17 protein-coding genes and 2 pseudogenes are annotated in these 17,838 nt (G+C 72.8%); 6 read left to right on the plus strand and 13 right to left on the minus strand.

The features are described from left to right. Positions 1-47: 47 nt before the first annotated feature. Positions 48-1,073: a hypothetical protein gene (locus tag ACY34K_RS16210; RefSeq protein ID WP_462747461.1), complete on the plus strand. Its 1,026-nt coding sequence runs from the start codon at positions 48-50 to the stop codon at positions 1,071-1,073. Between the two features lie 98 nt (positions 1,074-1,171). Here the strand turns inward: ACY34K_RS16210 and ACY34K_RS16215 are convergent. From ACY34K_RS16215 to ACY34K_RS16235, 5 genes and pseudogenes are all read right to left on the minus strand, one after another. Then, positions 1,172-1,555, minus strand: a pseudogene (locus tag ACY34K_RS16215) (response regulator); the annotation flags it as partial. A gap of 85 nt (positions 1,556-1,640) precedes the next feature. Then, entirely contained in the window at positions 1,641-3,320 is a 1,680-nt protein-coding gene (locus tag ACY34K_RS16220; protein ID WP_462747462.1) for a phytoene desaturase family protein, read from the minus strand. 15 nt (positions 3,321-3,335) lie between these two features. After that, positions 3,336-3,806 (minus strand): SRPBCC family protein, encoded by a 471-nt coding sequence (locus tag ACY34K_RS16225; RefSeq protein WP_462747463.1) that lies wholly within the window; start codon positions 3,804-3,806, stop codon positions 3,336-3,338. Between the two features lie 156 nt (positions 3,807-3,962). Continuing rightward, complete coding sequence (locus ACY34K_RS16230) at positions 3,963-4,634, minus strand: thiaminase II/PqqC family protein (RefSeq protein WP_462747464.1); 672 nt, start codon at positions 4,632-4,634, stop codon at positions 3,963-3,965. Between the two features lie 214 nt (positions 4,635-4,848). Beyond that, positions 4,849-5,622: a polysaccharide deacetylase family protein gene (locus ACY34K_RS16235; protein WP_462747466.1), complete on the minus strand. Its 774-nt coding sequence runs from the start codon at positions 5,620-5,622 to the stop codon at positions 4,849-4,851. A gap of 197 nt (positions 5,623-5,819) precedes the next feature. Here ACY34K_RS16235 and ACY34K_RS16240 point away from each other — a divergent pair, with 197 nt between their 5' ends. Both ACY34K_RS16240 and ACY34K_RS16245 read left to right on the plus strand, forming a co-directional pair. Next, positions 5,820-6,791 carry an LLM class F420-dependent oxidoreductase gene (locus ACY34K_RS16240; protein WP_462747467.1) on the plus strand — a complete coding sequence of 324 codons (972 nt, stop codon included), beginning with the start codon at positions 5,820-5,822 and terminating at the stop codon, positions 6,789-6,791. 14 nt (positions 6,792-6,805) lie between these two features. Further along, positions 6,806-7,387: a cysteine hydrolase family protein gene (locus ACY34K_RS16245; protein ID WP_462747469.1), complete on the plus strand. Its 582-nt coding sequence runs from the start codon at positions 6,806-6,808 to the stop codon at positions 7,385-7,387. 15 nt (positions 7,388-7,402) lie between these two features. On the opposite strand, the gene ACY34K_RS16250 is transcribed toward ACY34K_RS16245, so the two are convergent. Beyond that, positions 7,403-7,786 carry a hypothetical protein gene (locus ACY34K_RS16250; protein WP_462747471.1) on the minus strand — a complete coding sequence of 128 codons (384 nt, stop codon included), beginning with the start codon at positions 7,784-7,786 and terminating at the stop codon, positions 7,403-7,405. Positions 7,787-7,960: 174 nt separating this feature from the next. On the opposite strand from ACY34K_RS16250, the gene ACY34K_RS16255 reads away from it, so the two are divergent. Next, positions 7,961-8,284 carry a plasmid stabilization protein gene (locus ACY34K_RS16255; protein WP_462747473.1) on the plus strand — a complete coding sequence of 108 codons (324 nt, stop codon included), beginning with the start codon at positions 7,961-7,963 and terminating at the stop codon, positions 8,282-8,284. Positions 8,285-8,442: 158 nt separating this feature from the next. On the opposite strand, the pseudogene ACY34K_RS16260 reads toward ACY34K_RS16255, so the two are convergent. The 3 genes and pseudogenes from ACY34K_RS16260 to ACY34K_RS16270 all read right to left on the minus strand — a co-directional run. Continuing rightward, positions 8,443-9,096 (minus strand): annotated as a pseudogene (locus ACY34K_RS16260) (HAD family hydrolase); the annotation flags it as partial. Between the two features lie 28 nt (positions 9,097-9,124). Next, complete coding sequence (locus ACY34K_RS16265) at positions 9,125-9,808, minus strand: DUF6766 family protein (RefSeq protein WP_462747475.1); 684 nt, start codon at positions 9,806-9,808, stop codon at positions 9,125-9,127. A gap of 88 nt (positions 9,809-9,896) precedes the next feature. Next, positions 9,897-10,316, minus strand: a complete 420-nt coding sequence (locus ACY34K_RS16270) for a hypothetical protein (RefSeq protein ID WP_462747476.1) — start codon at positions 10,314-10,316, stop codon at positions 9,897-9,899. A gap of 216 nt (positions 10,317-10,532) precedes the next feature. On the opposite strand from ACY34K_RS16270, the gene ACY34K_RS16275 reads away from it, so the two are divergent. Then, positions 10,533-11,051: a DUF6328 family protein gene (locus tag ACY34K_RS16275; protein WP_462747478.1), complete on the plus strand. Its 519-nt coding sequence runs from the start codon at positions 10,533-10,535 to the stop codon at positions 11,049-11,051. On the opposite strand, the gene ACY34K_RS16280 is transcribed toward ACY34K_RS16275, so the two are convergent. Continuing rightward, complete coding sequence (locus ACY34K_RS16280) at positions 11,033-12,580, minus strand: ATP-dependent DNA ligase (RefSeq protein WP_462747480.1); 1,548 nt, start codon at positions 12,578-12,580, stop codon at positions 11,033-11,035. The genes ACY34K_RS16275 and ACY34K_RS16280 overlap by 19 nt on opposite strands. A 294-nt stretch (positions 12,581-12,874) precedes the next feature. On the opposite strand from ACY34K_RS16280, the gene ACY34K_RS16285 reads away from it, so the two are divergent. Then, the gene (locus ACY34K_RS16285; RefSeq protein ID WP_462747483.1) at positions 12,875-13,534 is read left to right on the plus strand and encodes a TetR/AcrR family transcriptional regulator; all 660 of its coding nucleotides are present in this window, start codon (positions 12,875-12,877) and stop codon (positions 13,532-13,534) included. Here the strand turns inward: ACY34K_RS16285 and ACY34K_RS16290 are convergent. Genes ACY34K_RS16290 through ACY34K_RS16300 form a run of 3 tightly spaced genes read right to left on the minus strand, consistent with a single transcriptional unit; the run spans position 13,518 to position 17,823 of the window. Continuing rightward, positions 13,518-14,888, minus strand: a complete 1,371-nt coding sequence (locus ACY34K_RS16290) for a phenylacetate--CoA ligase family protein (RefSeq protein ID WP_462747485.1) — start codon at positions 14,886-14,888, stop codon at positions 13,518-13,520. The two genes, ACY34K_RS16285 and ACY34K_RS16290, sit on opposite strands and share 17 nt — an antisense overlap. Further along, a complete protein-coding gene (locus ACY34K_RS16295; protein WP_462747487.1) occupies positions 14,885-16,552 on the minus strand; it encodes a carboxylesterase/lipase family protein in 1,668 nt (555 codons plus the stop codon). Before ACY34K_RS16295 ends, ACY34K_RS16290 begins: the two co-directional genes overlap by 4 nt. Beyond that, positions 16,549-17,823 (minus strand): choice-of-anchor Q domain-containing protein, encoded by a 1,275-nt coding sequence (locus ACY34K_RS16300; protein WP_462747489.1) that lies wholly within the window; start codon positions 17,821-17,823, stop codon positions 16,549-16,551. Before ACY34K_RS16300 ends, ACY34K_RS16295 begins: the two co-directional genes overlap by 4 nt. Between the last annotated feature and the right edge of the window lie 15 nt (positions 17,824-17,838).

The raw sequence follows: 17,838 nt of genomic DNA on the forward strand, positions 1-17,838 counted from the left end.
GACCGGTGTCCGAGGAGCGAAACACCCCGCCGACGGTGAAAATGGTCATGGACGAGGGAGCGCGACACGCGTACCGGCGGATCGTTTCGTACGGGAGAGCCGTGGACCTGGAGAGCGTCGCCGACGAACTGTACGGCCTGCGGCCCGATCGCTTCACCGCGGTCCGGAACCAGCGTGCCGCCGAAGCGCGCACGGCGGGTGACCGGGCTCTGGCAGAGGCCATCACGGCGCTGCGCCGGCCGACCCTGGCGGCCTACGCGAGCAATCTCCTCGTGCGGCACCAGCCCGACGAGGTCCGGTCCCTGGTGGGCCTGGGCGATGGCCTGCGCCGCGCGCACCACGAGCTGGACGGTGACCGGCTGCGGGAGCTCAGCCGGCGCCAGCACCTCGTCGTGCACGCGCTCGCCCGGCAGGCACGACAGCTGGCCGAGGAGGCCGGCCAGCCGGTGGGCGACCAGGTGCAGCAGGAGGTCGAGGCGACGCTGCACGCGGCGCTGGCGGACCCGGCGGCTGCCGAGGAGTGGGCGGCGGGCCGCTTGGCGAAGCCGTTGAGCGCGCCTGTCGGCTTCACCGCGGCCGCGGCCGGCACGGGCGCGGTGGCGGCACGGCCGGCCCGCCGCCCGGCGGACGCACGGCAGACCCCCGAGCGGCGCCCGGCACGAGAGCGGGCCGGGGAGCGGGCCCGCGGGCCGGAGCTCAGGGCGGAGGAACGGCGCGGGCGGGAGGCCCGCCGGGAAGAGCTGCGGTGGGAAGAGGCAAGGCAGGCGGAGGCAAGGGAGGCGGAGGCAAAGCGGGCGGAGCGCGTACGCGCCCGGGACGACGCCGAGCGGGAGGCGCGCGCACGCGACGAAGACCGGGCCCGGGCCCGGGCCGAGCTGGAGCGGGCGGAGGCGGAGCTGCGGGACGCCGGGGAGCGGGCCACGGCGCTCGCCCGCGAACTCGACCGGGCGAGGGAGGCACGGCGCACCGCGGAGACCGGTGTGCGGGAAGCACGGACCCGGGCCCGGGAGGCCGACCGGGTGGCCCGGCAGGCCCGCCGCCGCGCCGAGGACGCGGCGGCCCGTGCGGAGTGACTCACCCCACGGCTCCGGTGGTCCACGCCGCGACCGCGGGAATCCGCGGGGAGCGCGGCCGTCGGGCGAGCTGCTCAGGTCGTCGGCGCGGGTGAGAGGCGGCGGCTGGTTTCGTGGAGGTAGCGCACCTTGATGCGCAGGGACCACGGGTCGATCGGCTTGGCCAGCAGGTCGGCCGCGCCGAGCCGCATGGCGTCCCTGGACAGCGTGGAGTCGATGCCCATGCCGGTGACGAGGATGACGGGGATGATCCGGGTCTGTTCGAGGCGCTGCATGTAGAGCAGGACGTCCAGACCGCTCACCCCCGGCATGACCACATCGAGGACGGTCACCGCGATACCGCCGCGGAGCACGGCCTTCAGCGCCCCGTCCCCGCTGGTGGCCACCTCCAGGGGGTGACCGAGCGGCGAGAGCGCGCTCTGCAGAGCGAACAGGTTGTCCTCATGGTCGTCGACCAGCAGGATCTTGTCCGCGACGGCCATGGCTGCTCACCTCCGCTCGGTGGAGCCGGGCGGGCCGGGTGCTCGGCCACGCACACACCGCCCCCACGCCTCCAGCATGGGGCAGTTACGCCATCGGCGGCAGGTCGTCGGCCGGATGTCTCCCACGACTGGCCAGGATGCGCTGGCTCCGGACCAGGGTGCGGTGCACGGGCCGGGTGCTGCGCAGCGCCGCACGGGCGGCGTTGGCGCCGGGGGCGCCGTGCACGCCGCCGCCCGGGTGGGCGCCGGAGGAGGCCAGGTAGAGCCCCTGCACCGGGGTCTCGGGACGGCCGGTGCCGGGGACCGGGCGGAAGACGAGCTGCTGGTGGACGGCGGTGGTGCCGCCGTTGACCGCGCCGCCGTGGAGGTTGACGTCCATGGCCTCCAGGGTGGGCGGGGCGAGGATGCGGCGGGCGCGGACGAGCGAGCGGAATCCCGGCGCGAACCGTTCGACCTGGGCCTCGACCCGGTCCGCCATCGCCTCCTGGTCGTGCGGATGCCAGGCGCCCGTGATGCCGTCGTCGCCCGCGTCCCCGAGGACGTGGTGCGGGACATGGGTGTACGCCCAGGCCGACTCCGTGCCCTCCGGGGAACGGGACGGGTCCGAGGTGGTCATCTGGCCGAAGAGGAGGAACGGCCGGTCGGGCAGGTGGGCGGTGGAGAGCTGGGCGGCGAACCGGGTGAGTTCGTCCATGCCGTCGGCCAGGTGGACGGTGCCCGCGCCGACGGCGGCCGCGGCCGCCCAGGGCACGCGGCCCGACAGCGCCCAGTCGACCTTGAAGGTGGCCCAGTCCCACTGGAAGCGGCGCAGGTCGTCCAGGAGCCGGGCCGGCAGGTGCTGCGGTCCGACGAGGTGCCCGTACAGGGCGGGCACGGAGACGTCGGCCAGGACGGCGTGCCGTACCGGGACGGTCTCGCCCTCGGCCGTGCGGACCGCGACGGCCCGCCCGGAGCGTACGGTCACCTCGACGACCCGCTGTCCGCAGCGGAGCACCCCGCCGCGCCGCCGCAGGCGCTGGACGAGGGCCGCGGTGAGCGCTCCGGCACCGCCGACGGGCACGGGGAAGCCGACCGTCTGGCCGAGCATGGACATCAGCCAGCCGAAGCCGCCGCTGCCGGTGGCCTCGGGGACCAGATCGGCGTGCAGGGCGTTGCCGGCGAGCAGCAGCCTGCCCCCGTCGCCGCGGAACTCCTCCTCCCCCATGCGCCGCACCGGCAGCAGCATCGTGCGGGCCACCCTGAGACCGCCCGCGCCCCGCAGCCGGGCCAGTAGGCGGGCCGAGGCCCGCAGCGGCGGGAAGGGCGTGAAGAGGCCGTCGATGAGGTCCTTGCCCAGACGGTCCCACATGTCGCAGAGATGGTCCCAGGCGAGGCCGTCGCCGGGGGCGAACCCCTCCAGCGCGGCGCAGGTCTCGGCCCTGTTCCGGGCCAGCACGGCGCAGCGCCCGTCCGTCAGGGGGTGGGCCAGGACCTGTGGGGCATGGCTCCAGCGCAGCCCTTCCTCGTGCAGGTCCAGGCGGTCGAGGACGGGCGAGGCCGCGGCGAGGGGGTAGAAGGAGCTGAAGACGTCGTTGACGTAGTCGGGGTGCACCGCGCGGTCGCTGCGCACGGCGCCGCCCGGCTCGTCCTGGGCCTCCAGGACCTCGACGGACCAGCCCGCGTCGACCAGGATGTTCGCGGCGACGAGCCCGTTGGGGCCGGCGCCGATCACGATCGCGTCCGGGACCGTGTCCGGCTCGGGTTCCGAGACCCCCGCATGCGCCATCGCTCTGCCTCCCGATCACGGTCCCGGGGACGGGGACGGGGACGAGGCGGGGGACGCGTCCCGCTCGACCACCTCGGCGAGGCGCCGCAGCATGGTGTGGTGGCGCAGCTGCGCGAGTGCGTCGAACGCCGCGTTGTGCAGGGCGCCGCCCGGGCCGCGGAGCGGGTGTTCGTCGACGATGACGAGCGTCTCCTCGCCCCAGGGGCGGACCTCGACGGCGATCCGGGCCGTGCCGAGCGCGCCGCTGTTGGCCTCCAGTTCCAGACACCGGGGCGGGTCGTAGAGCCGTACGACGGTGTTGCCCTCGGCCGTGAGGGGCCCGAGGCGCACGGTGTACTCGATGGCGGATCCGACCGTCGGCCAGTCGTCGTCCTTGGGCCTGGACGAGGACGTCCCGACCACCCAGTCGCTGTAGCGCGTGCCGTCCTCGAGCACGGCCCACACCGCCTCGGGTGGCCTTCTGATCAGCTGGTGCCGCACGGCCATGGCTGCCTCCGTCGTCCGCCTGGCGGGAACGGACGGCGAGTACCCCGATTCCCCGGCCGGGAACGCGCGGCGCTCCGGCGTTCTCGCCCGCGCGGCGGCCCGGCGCGGCTAGGAGGTCTGCTCAGGGGTCTGCTCAGGGGTCTGCTCAGGGGTGGCTCAGTGGTGTGCGGAGGCCTCGTACAGCGCGTCCCAGAACATCAGCTCGTAGCTCTGCAGGAGCCGTCCGTACCGGTAGGCGTGCGACAGGGTGACACGCCGGTCGTCCAGCCCTTCCTGGACGGCGGCGAGCGCCTGCTCCCGCAGGGCGGGCGCGGGCAGGGCGAAGAAGTCGAGGAAGCCGCACGCCTCGTCGCCGAAGCCGTAGTGGTCACGCAGCGCACCGGCGATGGTGGCGCAGTAGCCGCTCCACGCGGCGAAGTTGGCGCAGACGGCGAGGACGACGTCGGCCGGTTCGCCGTTGAGGGCGAGCCAGGCCACGTACGCGGGGTAGGTCTGGCAGCCGGCCATCGGCTCGTAGGCCTCGGCCGTCACGTCGTCGAGGCCACAGCCCTCGAGCAGCGCGCCGAGGCGCTCGAGGGCGAGGGAGTCCCCCTCGGCGAGGGTGGTGAAGAACGCGGCGCCGTGCGGCCGGTCGGCGGTCCGGCTGGCCAGGTGGAGGAAGGAGCGGTGGTCGGAGACGACGATGTGGCGCTGCTCCATGGCGAGCGAGCCGAGGGCGATGCGGCTCGCGCTGCCCTCGGCGATGGCGGCCGCGAACCGGTTGGCCCCCTGGTGGGGGGCGAGTGCCTCGATCGTGGTCTCCAGGAGTTCCCGGGCCTGCTGGGTCATCGCCGTGCTCCTTAGGAGTGGTCCTGTGCAGCCAGCGTCGCACGCCCGGGTCCGGGCGGGGAGGCGAAGCCCCTGCCGGGCGGGCGCCTCCCGCCGGGGGACGGCCACGGGCCCCGGGCGCTCTCGTCACCCTGGGCGCTTTCGGTCGGGCGCCCGGGAGCGGGCGGCCGGGAGCGGGCAGCCGGGAGCGGCCGGGGGCACAGGCGCCTGCGGGTCAGGGGCGGTAGATCTCGCCGGGCTCGGCCTTGGCCGGAGCGAGCAGCTGCGGCACGGTGACGAAGGTGAAACCCCGCTTCTTCAGCTCGTCGATGATGCCGGGGACGGCCGGGACGGTGCCGTCGTAGATGTCGTGCAGCAGGATGATGCCGTCCTTCTCGGCGCCGTCGAGGGTGCGCTGCCGGATGAGGGCGGAGTCCGTGGTGGAGTAGTCCTTCGCGGTGACGCTCCACAGCACCTGGGCGAGCCCGAGCTCACGGCTGATCTCGGAGACGGTGTCGTCGGTGCGGCCCTGCGGCGGGCGCATCAGGGTGGGCCGGCGGCCCGTGAGATCGGCTATCGCGTCCTGGGTGCGGGAGAGCTCCTGGCGTATCTCGTCGGGCTCCAGGTCCGGCAGTATCCGGTGGCTCCAGGTGTGGTTGGCCACTTCGTGCCCTTCGGCGGCGATCCGGCGTACGACATCGGGGTAACGGTCGACGTGCTTCCTGCCCAGCAGGAAGAAGGTCGCCGGGACCTTCTTCTCTTTCAGGGTGTCCAGCAGCCGCGGCGTGTCCTTGCCGGGACCGGCGTCGAAGGTGAGGGCGATGCACTTCGCCCTCCGGCAGTCCACGGGCCCGGTTTCGCCCTTGGCGTCCTGGCGGGCGCTGCTGGGGGCGACGGTCTCCGCCGAACAGCCGCCGAGTGTCAGGACGAGCGAAACCGCCGCCAGAACAGCGGCGGCGGCGGTGGTGGTCCTGCGGCGGCGTCTCGCGGACTCGGAGCCGAACGGCATGGCGTGACTCTCCTTCGTTCAGGGGGTGGCGGGGCGGCCATGCCTCGCCCAGGACGTCGAGCGAAGGCGTGACCGGTCGATCCGACCCGCACTCTACACACGGTGTATACATGGAGTGCATAGTGGGGTGAGGAAAGCTCCGGGGAGGGGCCTCGGGGCGAGGTTTCCTGCCCTCGCATCAGGGAATTCGCGAACTTATGGTGCAAATCGGATACACGATGATGACCGAACAGGCAGGGCCCCGAGCCCTCGTCGACCACCTCGTCCAGGCCGAGGACGCCGGATTCGACTTCTCGGTCACCTCCGACCACTACTTCCCCTGGCTGCGCTCCCAGGGCCACTCGCCCTACGCCTGGGCCGTGCTCGGAGCGGCCGCGCAGGCGACCTCACGCATCCCGCTGATGACGTGCGTGACCTGTCCGACTCTGCGCTACCACCCGGCCCTGGTGGCCCAGAAGGCCGCGACGCTGCAACTGTTGTCGGGGGGCCGGTTCCGCCTCGGACTGGGGGCCGGCGAGAACCTGAACGAGCATGTCGTGGGCGGTGGCTGGCCGAGTGCCGACGTGCGGCACGAGATGCTGGAGGAGGCCGTGGAGATCATCCGCGCACTCCTCGGCGGCGGCCACGTCAACCACCGGGGCACCCACTTCGACGTCGACTCCGCCCGGCTCTGGGACCTGCCGGACGAGCCCCCGCCCATCGGTGTCGCCGTCTCCGGAGAGCAGTCCTGCGAGCTGGCCGGACGTCTCGCCGACCTGGTCATCGCCACTGAGCCGAAGGCCGAGCTGCTCACCTCCTTCGACCACCACGGCGGCCGGGGCAAACCGCGCGTGGGGCAGCTGCCCGTCTGCTACGACCCGGACAAGGACGCCGCGGTGCGCCGCGCCCACGACCAGTTCCGCTGGTTCGGCCTCGGCTGGAAGGTCAACGCGGAACTCCCGCACCCCGACTCGTTCGAATCTGCCACCCAGTTCGTGAAGCCCGAGGACGTGGCGGAATCCATCCCCTGCGGGGACGACCCGGACGACTTCGTGGCCGCGGTGAAACCGTACGCCGACGCGGGCTTCACCGAGATCGCCCTCGTGCAGATCGGCGGCGACTCCCAGCCGGACTATCTACGCTGGTCGGCGAAGACACTGCTGCCCGCACTGCGCGACGCGCTCGGCTAGGCGGGCCCACGCCCATGGGTACCGCGCGGACCGCCCGGGGGACGACGGCCCTCATCGTGATCGACATGATCAACACCTACGACCACGAGGACGCCGAGCTGCTGATCCCCTCGGTCCGCCAGACGCTGCCCGTCCTGGTGAACCTGCTGGGGCGAGCCCGGGACGCCGGCGTCCCCGTGGTGTACGTGAACGACAACTTCGGTGAGTGGCGTTCGCACCACGGCGAGATCGTGGGGACGGCGCTGGCCGGCCCGCACGCCGAACTGGTGGAGCCGATCCGGCCGGACGACTCCTCCCTGTTCGTGGTGAAGGCACGGCATTCGATCTTCTACGAGACCCCGCTGGCCTATCTGCTCGGGCAGCTCGACGTGGGCCATGTGGTGCTGTGCGGGCAGGTCACGGAGCAGTGCGTGCTCTATTCGGCGCTCGACGCGCACATCCGCCACCTCGACGTGACCGTGCCGACGGACGCGGTGGCCCACATCCACGAGTCACTGGCGCGGGCCGCCCTGGAGATGATGCGGCGCAACATGAACGCCCGGACGGTGGAGGCCGAGAAGATCGATTTCGGTCGACGGGACACCGGAGACCGCTGAGGACCACGGAGGACGTCAACGGGTCTCGAGCATCAGGCGCGCCTCCCTCTCGTGCTCTCCGGAGACGGACTGCGCCGAGCGCACCTCGAAGATCCTGCCCAGCGCCTTCTCGACCTCGTCCACGGCGTGGTGGTCGCCCGTCAGCAGCGCCGAGACCGGCATCTCCAGCCGCGGGGCGGCCGGCGACTCGCCCGACGGGGCCGAGCTGTCGAAGGTCGCCATCCACACGGTGGGCTCGCGGCCATGACCCGTCTTCGGACCGGGCGTTCCCACGTCGCAGGCCGCGAAGAGGTGGTCGAGCGTGTCGAAGACCGCCTGAGCGTCCGCCCGCCCGCACTCGCTGAGCTGCACGGTGACATCGCAGTCCGCGGGGTGATTCCTGGTTCCGTTGCTCTCCACGTCGCTCCACTCCTTCGTCGGTGGGTACCGGTACTCCTACGAATACCTCGCACGCACGAATACCTCGCCTCCAGCACTCCAATCAGGATCGCCGTTCGCGCGTTTGCGGTGGTGGTTGCCTGGTACGAGGGTGAGGGGAAGCGGGGGCCCGAGGGGGACCGTGAGGAGGAACGAATGCCCGCAGGATCCAGCCCGAAGCGTGAACGGCAGTACGAGCACATCAAGGAGAGCGCCAAGGACCGCGGCGCGAGCGAGAAGCGGTCCAAGGAGATCGCGGCACGGACGGTGAACAAGGAACGGGCGCGAGCCGGTGAGTCGAAGACCGCCAGCAAGAGTTCCACGCAGGACATGTCGTCGTCGAAGCGGGGCGGGCAGCGCTCGCACAGCGGCTCCAAGGGGCCGACGTACGACCAGCTGTACGCGGAGGCCCAGCGTCGCAACATCCACGGCAGGTCGTCGATGAACAAGGCGGAGCTGCAGCGCGAGCTCGGGAAGTAGGTGGCGGCGGCGCCGGAGCGCCACGAAGGGGCCGGGCCGGGACTGCGGCCCGGTCAGCGCCCGAAGCCGTCGTCCGCGCCGGTCTGTGCTCCGGTGTCGGACCCGAAGTCGGAGACGGCCTCGGAGACGGGGCGGGAACCCGCGCCGGGGCCGTGGGCGGCGAGCGGCCCACGGTCCAGGTGCTCCAGCAGGTCGGCGGGATCGTCGAAGATCACGGCAGCCCCCGCCGCAGTGAGATCGGCCCGCGGGATGCCCCCGCAGAGCAGCCCCACGCAGGTGACGCCCGCGCGGCTGCCGGCCTCCATGTCCCACACGGTGTCGCCCACGAACACGGAGGCGGCCGCCGGTGCCCCGGCGAGCTTCAGTGCCTGGAGCACCGGTTCGGGGGCCGGTTTCCCGGCTTCGACGTCGTCGGCGCTCGCCGTGGCGCTGATGGCGTCGTCGGCGTCGATGGCCCGGCGCAGCGCGGACAGCTCCGCACCCCCGGCCGAGGTGGCGAGGACCACCGTCCATCCGTTGGCCGCGAGCGTCCTCAGGAGGCGCCCGGCGTGCCGGAAGGGCGGCAGCCGGTCGAAGTACGTCCCGTAGAGAGTCTTGTGGGCGGCGCTGATCGCGCCGTCCTTCTCCTTGTCACGGTCGTCACCGAGGAGATGGGCGATCAGATCGTCGGCGCCGAGACCGACGGAGCGGTGGACGGCGTGCATGGGGACGTCGTGCCCCGCCTGCCGGAAGGCCTCCCACCAGGAGGTCACATGCAGATGATTGGTGTCGACGAGGGTGCCGTCGACATCGAAAACCGCCGCGCGTGTCATGCCGTGCTCCGTCCTGCCGTGCGTCGTGTCAGCCTTCGATTCCGGTGGAGGAGTGGGAGGCGCCCACCGGTTTGGACTCGGGTGAGCCCCGCTGGCGCAGATAGACCGCGAAGATGGCCATGGAACCGACCGCCAGCAGCTCGGACTGCCAGTTCTGCAGCGTACGGCTCCAGAAATCGGCCGTCAGGAGGTACTCCGTCCAGGGCACCGGGGCCTCGAGGCCGCTCAGGCGTTCCTCGCCGTAGGCGGCCGCTCCGGTGACGGACTGGGCGTACCAGGAGCCGAGGAACGCCAGGAGCATCACCGCGCCCAGGGACCGGGAGTACAGCGCCTGCCGGATCCCGCCGGCGGAGGCCCAGCGGGGCGAGTCGCGACGGGCGTGCTCGCCGACGCGCTGCTCCTTGTCCGACTCCACACCGACCTTGTGGAGCTCCTTGGACTCCGGTGAGCCGCGCTGGACGAGCCAGACCGTCGCGAAGAGGAACAGGAAGAACTGCAGGTACTCGGACTGCCAGTTCTCGGTGACGTCGACGGCGAAGTGGGACGTCGTCAGGTAGTCGGCGAAGCCGACGGGCCGGGCCCCGACGGAGCGCAGTTCGCCGTTGTACACGGCCTGACCCGCCGCGGCCTGGCCGAGGAGGGCGGCGAGGAATCCGATGCCGAAGGCGAGGGAGATGCCGTTGTCCTTCAGGAACCGGCCCACGCGCGTCATCGGTGCATCATTCCCACCAGGGAGAAGTAGAGCAGGCCGCAGAAGACGACGAGCAGGTAGAGCGTGAACATGGTGCGCACGGCGCGGCTCAGTCCCCCTTCACCACACAGTCGTAGGGCCTCTGCGGCCGTGGGGTGCAGCCCGCGGCGTTGACCTTCCAGCCGTCCGGGTAGGAGGTCAGGAAGTAGACGTCCCGTTCCATGACGACCCGCGCCTGATGGCCGTAGACATCGGTGGAACGGACTTTCCCGGGGTCGCGGAGCCCCGCGTCGGCCAGGCCGGCGGCGCAGGTGGGGCCCGGGTCGTCGGCGAGTTCCTCGCGGGTGCGGGGAGCGAGCAGATCACACGCCGCCCGGTCGGACGCCGTGTGGCGGGCGGCGAAATCGGTGGCCGCGCCGGAGACCGCGCGGATCTCCTCGTCCGGCACCGAGCAGCCGGCGAGCAGCACGGCGAGGACGCAGACGGCCGGAGGACCGGCGGCGAGCGCGACGGGTGGGGTGGGACGCACGGGGCACGGCTCCTTTCGGCGCCCGCCGACCCCGCCGGGAAGCCGGAGGTGTCCGTCGAGGCGTGGCGTTCGTACGAGCATGGGGGGCCGAGCGCCGGCGGTCACGTTCCGGCGGCGCGCCGCCCGGCGAGTTCCATCGGGTGCCGTACCGCCTGGTTGAGCCCGCCCCGACGGGTTACAAGGGGGTAGGGCCGCAACGGACCGTGGGAGGATCGCATGGCGGAGCGGGAACAGCGGGAAGCGTCGGGATCCGGTGCGGGAGCGGACCGGGGCCGCGACGAGACCGCGGAGGAGCGGGCGGACCGGCGCTGGGCCGAGTTGATCCAGGAGATCCGGGTCGCCCAGACGGGTGTGCAGATCCTTTTCGGTTTTCTGCTCACCGTGGTCTTCACCCCCCGGTACGTGGAGCTTCCGAGCGCCGACAAGGCCATCTACATCGCCACCGTGGCGCTGGGCGCCTCGGCGACCGGGGCGCTGATCGGGCCGGTGTCGTTCCACCGGATCGTGTCGGGCCGGCGGATGAAGCCGCAGGCCGTGGTGTGGGCGTCCCGGCTGACCTTCATCGGTCTGGTGCTGCTGCTGGCCACGCTGATCTCGGCGCTGTTCCTGGTGCTGAGGGTCGCCACGCACGACGCCTTCGTGCCGTATCTGGTGGCCGCCGTCGTGGGTTGGTACCTGCTGTGCTGGTTCGCGCTGCCGCTGTGGGCCAAGCACCGCTACACCACGCGGGAGTGAGGGCCGGAGAGTACCGCGTGGATGGTGTCCGCCTCGTGCGGCTGCTTGTCGGGCCGGTGGCGCAGTACGCGGGCGAAACGCAGGGCGACTCCGGCCGGATAGCGCGGGGAGCGCTGCAGACCGTCGTAGGCGATCTCGACGACGAGCTCGGGCCGGACGCGGACGGTGAAGCCGTCGTCCTCGACGGCCAGTTCACGCAGCCGCTCGGTCTGCCACTGCAGCATGGCGTCGGTCAGACCTTTGAAGGTCTTGCCGAGCATCACGAACGTGCCGTCCTCGGCACGGGCCCCGAGGTGCAGATTGGACAGCAGGCCCGTACGGCGGCCGTGGCCCCATTCGGCGGCGAGCACCACGAGGTCGAGGGTGTGGACCGGCTTGACCTTGAGCCATGAGCGCCCGCGACGGCCCGCGCTGTAAGCGGCGTCGAGAGCCTTGACCATGACCCCCTCGTGGCCGCGCCGCAGCGTGTCGGCGAAGAACGTCTCCGCCGCGGTCACCGCCTCGCTCCGCCCGGGCTCCTCGACCACGGTGCGGCGCACCCGCAGGGGCTCGGGGACGAGCCGGGTGAGCGCGGCGTGCCGCTCGTGGCCGGGCAGGTCGAGGAGAACGGCTCCGTCGGCGGCGAGCACGTCGAAGAAGACCGGTGACACGGGCAGCGTGGCGGCGGCGGTCGCCACGTCGAGCCGGGAGCCGACCCTGGAGGCGATGTTCTGGAACGGGACGGGACGGCCGTCCGCGTCCAGCGCGATCACCTCGCCGTCCAGCACGAACTGGTCTCCGGGCAGTGCCCGGGCCGCCACCGACACCTCCGGCAGACGATCGGTGATGTCGTCGAGCGAACGGGTGTAGACACGGACGTCGTCGCCGGAGCGGTGCACCTGGATACGGATGCCGTCCAGCTTCTCCTCGACGGCGCACGGGCCCAGCGCGGCGACCGCCTCAGTCACGCTCTTCGCGGTGTGGGCGAGCATGGGCTGGACCGGGCTGCCGACCCGCAGCCGGAAACGCTCTAGGACGGCGGGTCCCTCGGCGAGGACCGCCTCGGCGACCCGCGGCAGTGACCCGTCGAGCATCACGGCCCGCCGCACGTCCGCCGCGGGTGCCCCGGCGGCCCGGGCGACCGCTTCGAGCGCCACCGCGTCGAGTGCGCCCTGGCGGACCTCCCCCGTCAGGAGCCGCAGCAGGAACTGCTGCTCCGGGGCGGTGGCGGCACCCATCAGCTCCCGTACCCGCCGCTGCCGCTCGGCCTGCGAACCCGCACCCGTGATCTGCGCGAGCCCGGTCAGGGCGGCGTCCGTACCGAGGACGGTGAGCGTGGCGTCGGCCGCGGGGGGCACGGGCTCCTTCAACATGCTCCACCCGATACCGATCCGCCCCTGCGGGAGCCGCCCGGCGAGGTAGGCGATGACGAGCGGCACCTCCTCGGGCGGCGTCGCCGAGAACAGCCCGGCCAGCGCCGCGATCTTGCGCGATCGCGCCGAGGTGGCGGCGACCTGTTGGGATACCTCCGCAAGACGAGCCAGCAGCATGCGACCATGGTGCCCGCGCGTTCGCAACTCCGCACCCGGGCGCGGCACACGCAGGCATCATCCTCCCTGCGGGGGGCGTCCTCCGCCCGTCCCGTGCCCCTCTCCGCGAGTCAGGATGAGCGGTGGCGGCTGTTCGGCAAGCCGGTGGACACACACGCGGCGTCGGGATCCCCGGCGAAGTGGGCCGACGGGGGCGTCAGTGTCGATGCCCGGCACAGAGGACCGCTCCCGTCCCTCCGTCGCAGATGAGCGCGGAGGCACTGCCCCGCCTGTCTTTCCTCTAGAGTCGGCCCCATGACGGAGGCACCGGCCCAAGACCGTGGCGCGCGGTCTCGTGACGCGATACTGGACACCGCCGGCGCCCTGATGGCGCGTTACGGCTACGCCGCCACGTCCATCTCGATGATCTCCTCCGCATGCGGCCTGCCGGTCAGTTCGATCTACTGGCACTTCGGCAGCAAGGACGGGATCTACGTCGCGGTGCTGGAGCGGGCCAGGACCGCGCTGCTGGCAGCCCTGCCCCCGGCCGAGGTGCCGGGCGACGGCGTGGCGCAGCGTCTGGATGCCTTTCTCCTGGAGGTGGAGAACGCGTTCCAGCGCCACCCGCACGGTGTGAAGCTGCTCTTGGGGCTGGGCACGGTGCAGCAGGACGCCAGCGCGGCGGCCGTGGCGGAGGTGCGCCAGTATCGCGATGCGCTGGTGGCCTGGGCCCGGGCTTCGGTGAGCTGCGTCTTCTCCTTGCGTGACCGCCCCGAGGTGGCGGACGAGTTGGCACGTTTCACACTGAGGATGGCGAGCGGAACCGCCGTGGCCCGTTGGTTCGAGCCGGGCACCCTCCTGGAGACCGGTCCGCTGCGCGTGGCGTTGCTGGCGCTCGCGGCCCACCACGGCGTGGCGGTGCGGGGCGCCCCGGGTGAGGACGCCCCGCCACGCGCCATCACGACCAGGGAATGACGACCCGGTACTTGCCGCCCGGGGACTGCTCGGGCGGCTCGTGGGCGCGTTCGACACTCACCTGGCCCGCCCCGTGGGCGGTGAGCAGGGTGACCAGCTCCCTTCGCACCGCCGTCCACAGCCGGTCGGGATCGGCTCCGGCGGCGGACCGGATCCGCACGCGGACACGGGCGGGCGCCGTCTGGACGATCTGGAACAGGTCGATGCCCGGGATGCTCTCCAGCAGGGTCTCGAAGGCCATGGGCACGATACGGACGGTGTCGCCGCCGTCCCGGCACGGGAAGGACAGCAGGTCGGCCGCTCGGCCGCGGACCTTGATGGCGGGGAGAGTGTCTCCGCACGGGCACGCGTCCGGGCGCAGCAGGACGCTGTCGCCGAGGTCGTAGCGCAGGATCGGCTGCGCCCATCGGCACAGGCTGGTGAGGAGCACGGTGAAGGACTCCCGGCCCGGCGGGGTGGGGCGGTGGTCGGCGTCGACAGGCTCCAGGATCAGCCAGTCGCTGTGGACGTGGAGCCACCCGAACGGGCAGCCGTAGGCCAGCACAAGCGCCTCGTTGCAGCCGTAGGTGTTGACCGGATGGGGCCCGAAGGCGGCCCGGATCCTCCGGTGGTCGCGGTCGCTGACGCCCTCGGCGAGCAGCGACACCATGGCCGGCGCGATGCGCAGCCGACCGGCCAGCTGCTCGCCGGCGAGCAGCGCGATCACCGTGGCGTACCCGGTCAAAAGCACCGGGCGGTACTCGTTGAGCTGGTGCACCAGCTCGGGCAGGGGGCTGTGCGCCGACAGCACCCGGCTGCCCCGCGTGGACAGCCGGCCGGCCGCACGGGAGCGGGCGAGGACGGCATACGCGGCCAGATGGCCGCTGGTGGCCACGATGTGCGCCGACCGCGTGCGGCGGGCGAGCAACCGGGCCGTCACCGAGGGGGTGAGGGTACGCAGGGCGGCCCGCAGCGACAGGGCTTTGGCCACCGACGCCGCGCGGTCGTCCAGGAGGAAGAGGCCGCGGTGGCCGGTCGTTCCGGACGTGGTGGTGACCAGGTACCGGCCCAGGAGGGGTTCACCGACCCGTCGGGGGTCCGCGACGAAGGCCCGCACCCCTTCGATGGTCACCTCGGGGTCGGTGACCCAGTCGTCGAAGCGCGCCATCAGGGCCTGCTTGTGCGTCACCGGCAGCGCGGCGGCGTCCTCTACGCGGTCGGGCAGGGTCCGGTACAGCTCGCGGTAGTAAGGGGAGTGGGCGCGGGCGAAGTCGACCATCGCGGCCAGCCGCTCCCGCTGCCGGTGCGCCAGGACGTCCGGGCCCTGCCGCAGTGTCCGGCGCCCGTCCCGGGCCAGGGCGAATGTGGATCTCATCGCACGGCTCCGCGGTGAGCGGGGGAGGACTGCCAGAACGCGCAGTGGTGGTCGGCCGCGAACCCGGTGGTGGGACCGACCCGCTCCGGCGCCAGCGTCTGGACTCGGTCTCCGTCGGCCGTGTAGCGCGGCCAGCGGGGAGTCCCGGGCGCGTTGGGGTCGCCGGTGGCCGTGAAGCGGGCCCAGTAGGCGGTCATGGTGGCGGCGAGCCGTCGCTGGACGGGCGTCAGGGGCGGTAGCGCGTCTGTGGGAAAGAGATAGGCCAGCTCGGAGGCGTGGAACGCACCCTGTGGCGTGTGGGGTGCCGGGATGAACGGCGGTGCCTGCGGGTCGTGGAACTCGTAGGCGTAGACGTGCGCCCGGGTGCTGTACAAACGGCTGTCGGCTCGTGCCGGGCAGGCGAACCGATGGTCGGTGCCGACGGCGGAGTAAGCCAGGTTGGGGGACCCGTACGCCCGGGCGGGGTACGTGTCGAGGACCGCGGTCGCGCGGTTTCCGTGCTGCAGCCCGATCAGGGCGGGATACGAGGCCGGCGTCAGCGGGCCGCCGCCCAGCAGATCCACGTACAGAGCGGTGAAGTAGCGGTATTCGTCATGGGTGCTGCCGCTCAGCGTCGGGACGGCGTTCACGCGTCCCTCGGCCCATGCCGCGCGCGGGGGGCGCGGGAGCAGGCGTGGCCCGGTGTTCGGGCCCCACAGGGACGAGGGCCCGGTCCCGGTGGCGCGGATGAGCTCGGTGGTGGGAACGGCGCGTAGACAAGCCGCCGCGGTCGTCGGATCGGCGCAGCCGACCGAGGCCGCGAAGCCGCTTCCCTTCCGCTCGGCCGCGTCGAGCGTCAGGGGTGTCAGACCGCCGTCTGCGGCGCAGCTTCCGCTCTGCTGGATGGCCCGGTGGAACAGGCCTTTCGCGGTCGGCGAGGCGATGTGGAGGCATGTGTCCGCCGATCCGGCGGACTGGCCGCCCAGCGTCACCCGGTTCCGGTCGCCGCCGAAGGCACCGATGTTGCGGCGCACCCAGCGCAGCGCGGCCTGCTGGTCCATGAGGCCGTAGTCGCCCGACGCTTGGTCCCCGCTCTCGGCGGACAGGGCGGAGTGGGCGAGGAACCCCAGCGCTCCGAGGCGGTAGTTGACGGTCACCACGACCACGCCCCGCGCGGCCAGCGCGGCGCCGTCGTAGTCGCTGCCCGCGCCGTAGACGTTGCCTCCGCCGTGCAGCCACACCAGCACCGGGAGGGGGCGGCCGCCGGTGGTTGCGGGCGTCCACACATTGAGGTGCAGGCAGTCCTCCGTGGTGCTGCCGGTGCGGTTGGACTCGCCGGGCAGGACAGGGCCGCCGTCGGGGAGCAGCGTCAACGGTAACTGGGGGCAGGGCTGAGCCGGTGCGGTGGCGTCCCGTACGCCGGACCACCGCGCCGCGGGCCGCGGCGGACGCCACCGCAGCTCACCGGTCGGCGGGGCGGCGAACGGGATCCCCTGGAAGACCCGACCGCCGTCGCGGACGGCCGCGCCCCGCACCCGGCCGCGGTCGGTGTTCACGACCAGGGAGCCGCGGCCGGAGCCGGGGTCGGCGTGGGCGGCGGGCGGGGGAACGGTCCATGACAGGAGCAGGGCCGCGACGGCGGCTGTGGCGCGGGACAGGGCGTGGCGCGGGCTCGGGACTCTCATCCGTGGCTCCAGGTGCCGGTGCGCGGGTGGGGGGTCGTGATGTGCTCGTAGGCGCCCATGTCGCAGGCGGCGCCCTGGGGGCGGGCGACGCCTCGCTGGTCGGTGGCCGGGCAGCCGTGGGCCGCGTCCAGGGCGGGGCTGCCCGGCAGCAGCGCGGCCGTGTCCGTGGGGCCGCCGTGGTCCGCGAGCGGTCCCAGGAGCGGGTCCCGGCTGGGCAGATCCCCCACGGCGGTGAGCCGGCAGCTGCCGTCGCCGTCGATGTTGTGGCCCAGCGACGCGATGGTGGCGAAGGCCTTCTCGCAGTCGGCGGCCGTGCCGTCGACGGTGTTGCCCGCGACGACGGAGTTGCGCAGGGTCATACGCCCCAGCGGCAGGTCGGCGATGTCCGGGAGGGGCGCGGGCAGGCTGTCCAGGTAGGCCGGCGCGATGTTGATTCCGCCCCCGCCGTCGCTGGAACTGTTGCGTGTGATGGTCGAGTTGAGGATCTCCACGGTTCCCAGACCGCGGATGTCGATGCCTCCGCCGTAGCCGCCGAGGCTGCCCGGGCGGTCGCCAGGATCCGTCACCCGGTTGTCGGCGACCGTCGAGTTCGTCACGGTGCCGCTGTCGTCGAACCTGATGCCCCCGGCCTCTCCTGCGGTGTTCCTGCTGACGGTGCTGTCGATGAGATCCAGGTGGGAGTCGGGGACGTTGAAGATGCCGCCGCCGTAGCCGGCGGAATTCCCGGTGACGGCCACCCGACGCAGTGTCAGGTGCTGTCCGTTGGCGATGCCGCCGCCCCCGGTGTCGGTGAAGGGCAGCTCGCGCTGCACGGCCCTTCCCCCGGTGATCGTCACATCGGACATGTGGGTGTCCGCCCGCAGGCGGAAGACCCGGTCCAGGCCGTCGGCGTCGATGGCGGTGCTCCGGGCGCCGGAGCCGCGAATCGTGGTGGGTGCCTCGACGTTCAGGTCACCTGTGGTGGGGTCGGGATGGGACCCGACGATCAGCCGCGGGTCGGGCGGGATGGTCAGCCGGTAGTGGCCCGGAGGCAGCGTGATCGTACTGCCCGGCCGGGCGTTGGCGGCCATGACGGCGGCGCGCAGGCTGCACGCGCCCGACGCGGTACGGCACCGGTCGTCCGAAGGGTCGGCGTCCACCGCGTCAGCGGTGGTGTCCACCGTGAACTCCGCGGGGTCGGCCCCCCGGGCCTCGGCGGCGCCGGCAGTGGGGGCCTGACCCACGGCCAGGACGATGGTGGCGAGTGTCGCAAGGGTGACTCGGAACCTCATGCGGTGAGCTCCTCT

The organism is Streptomyces sp. STAM6 (assembly GCF_054963715.1).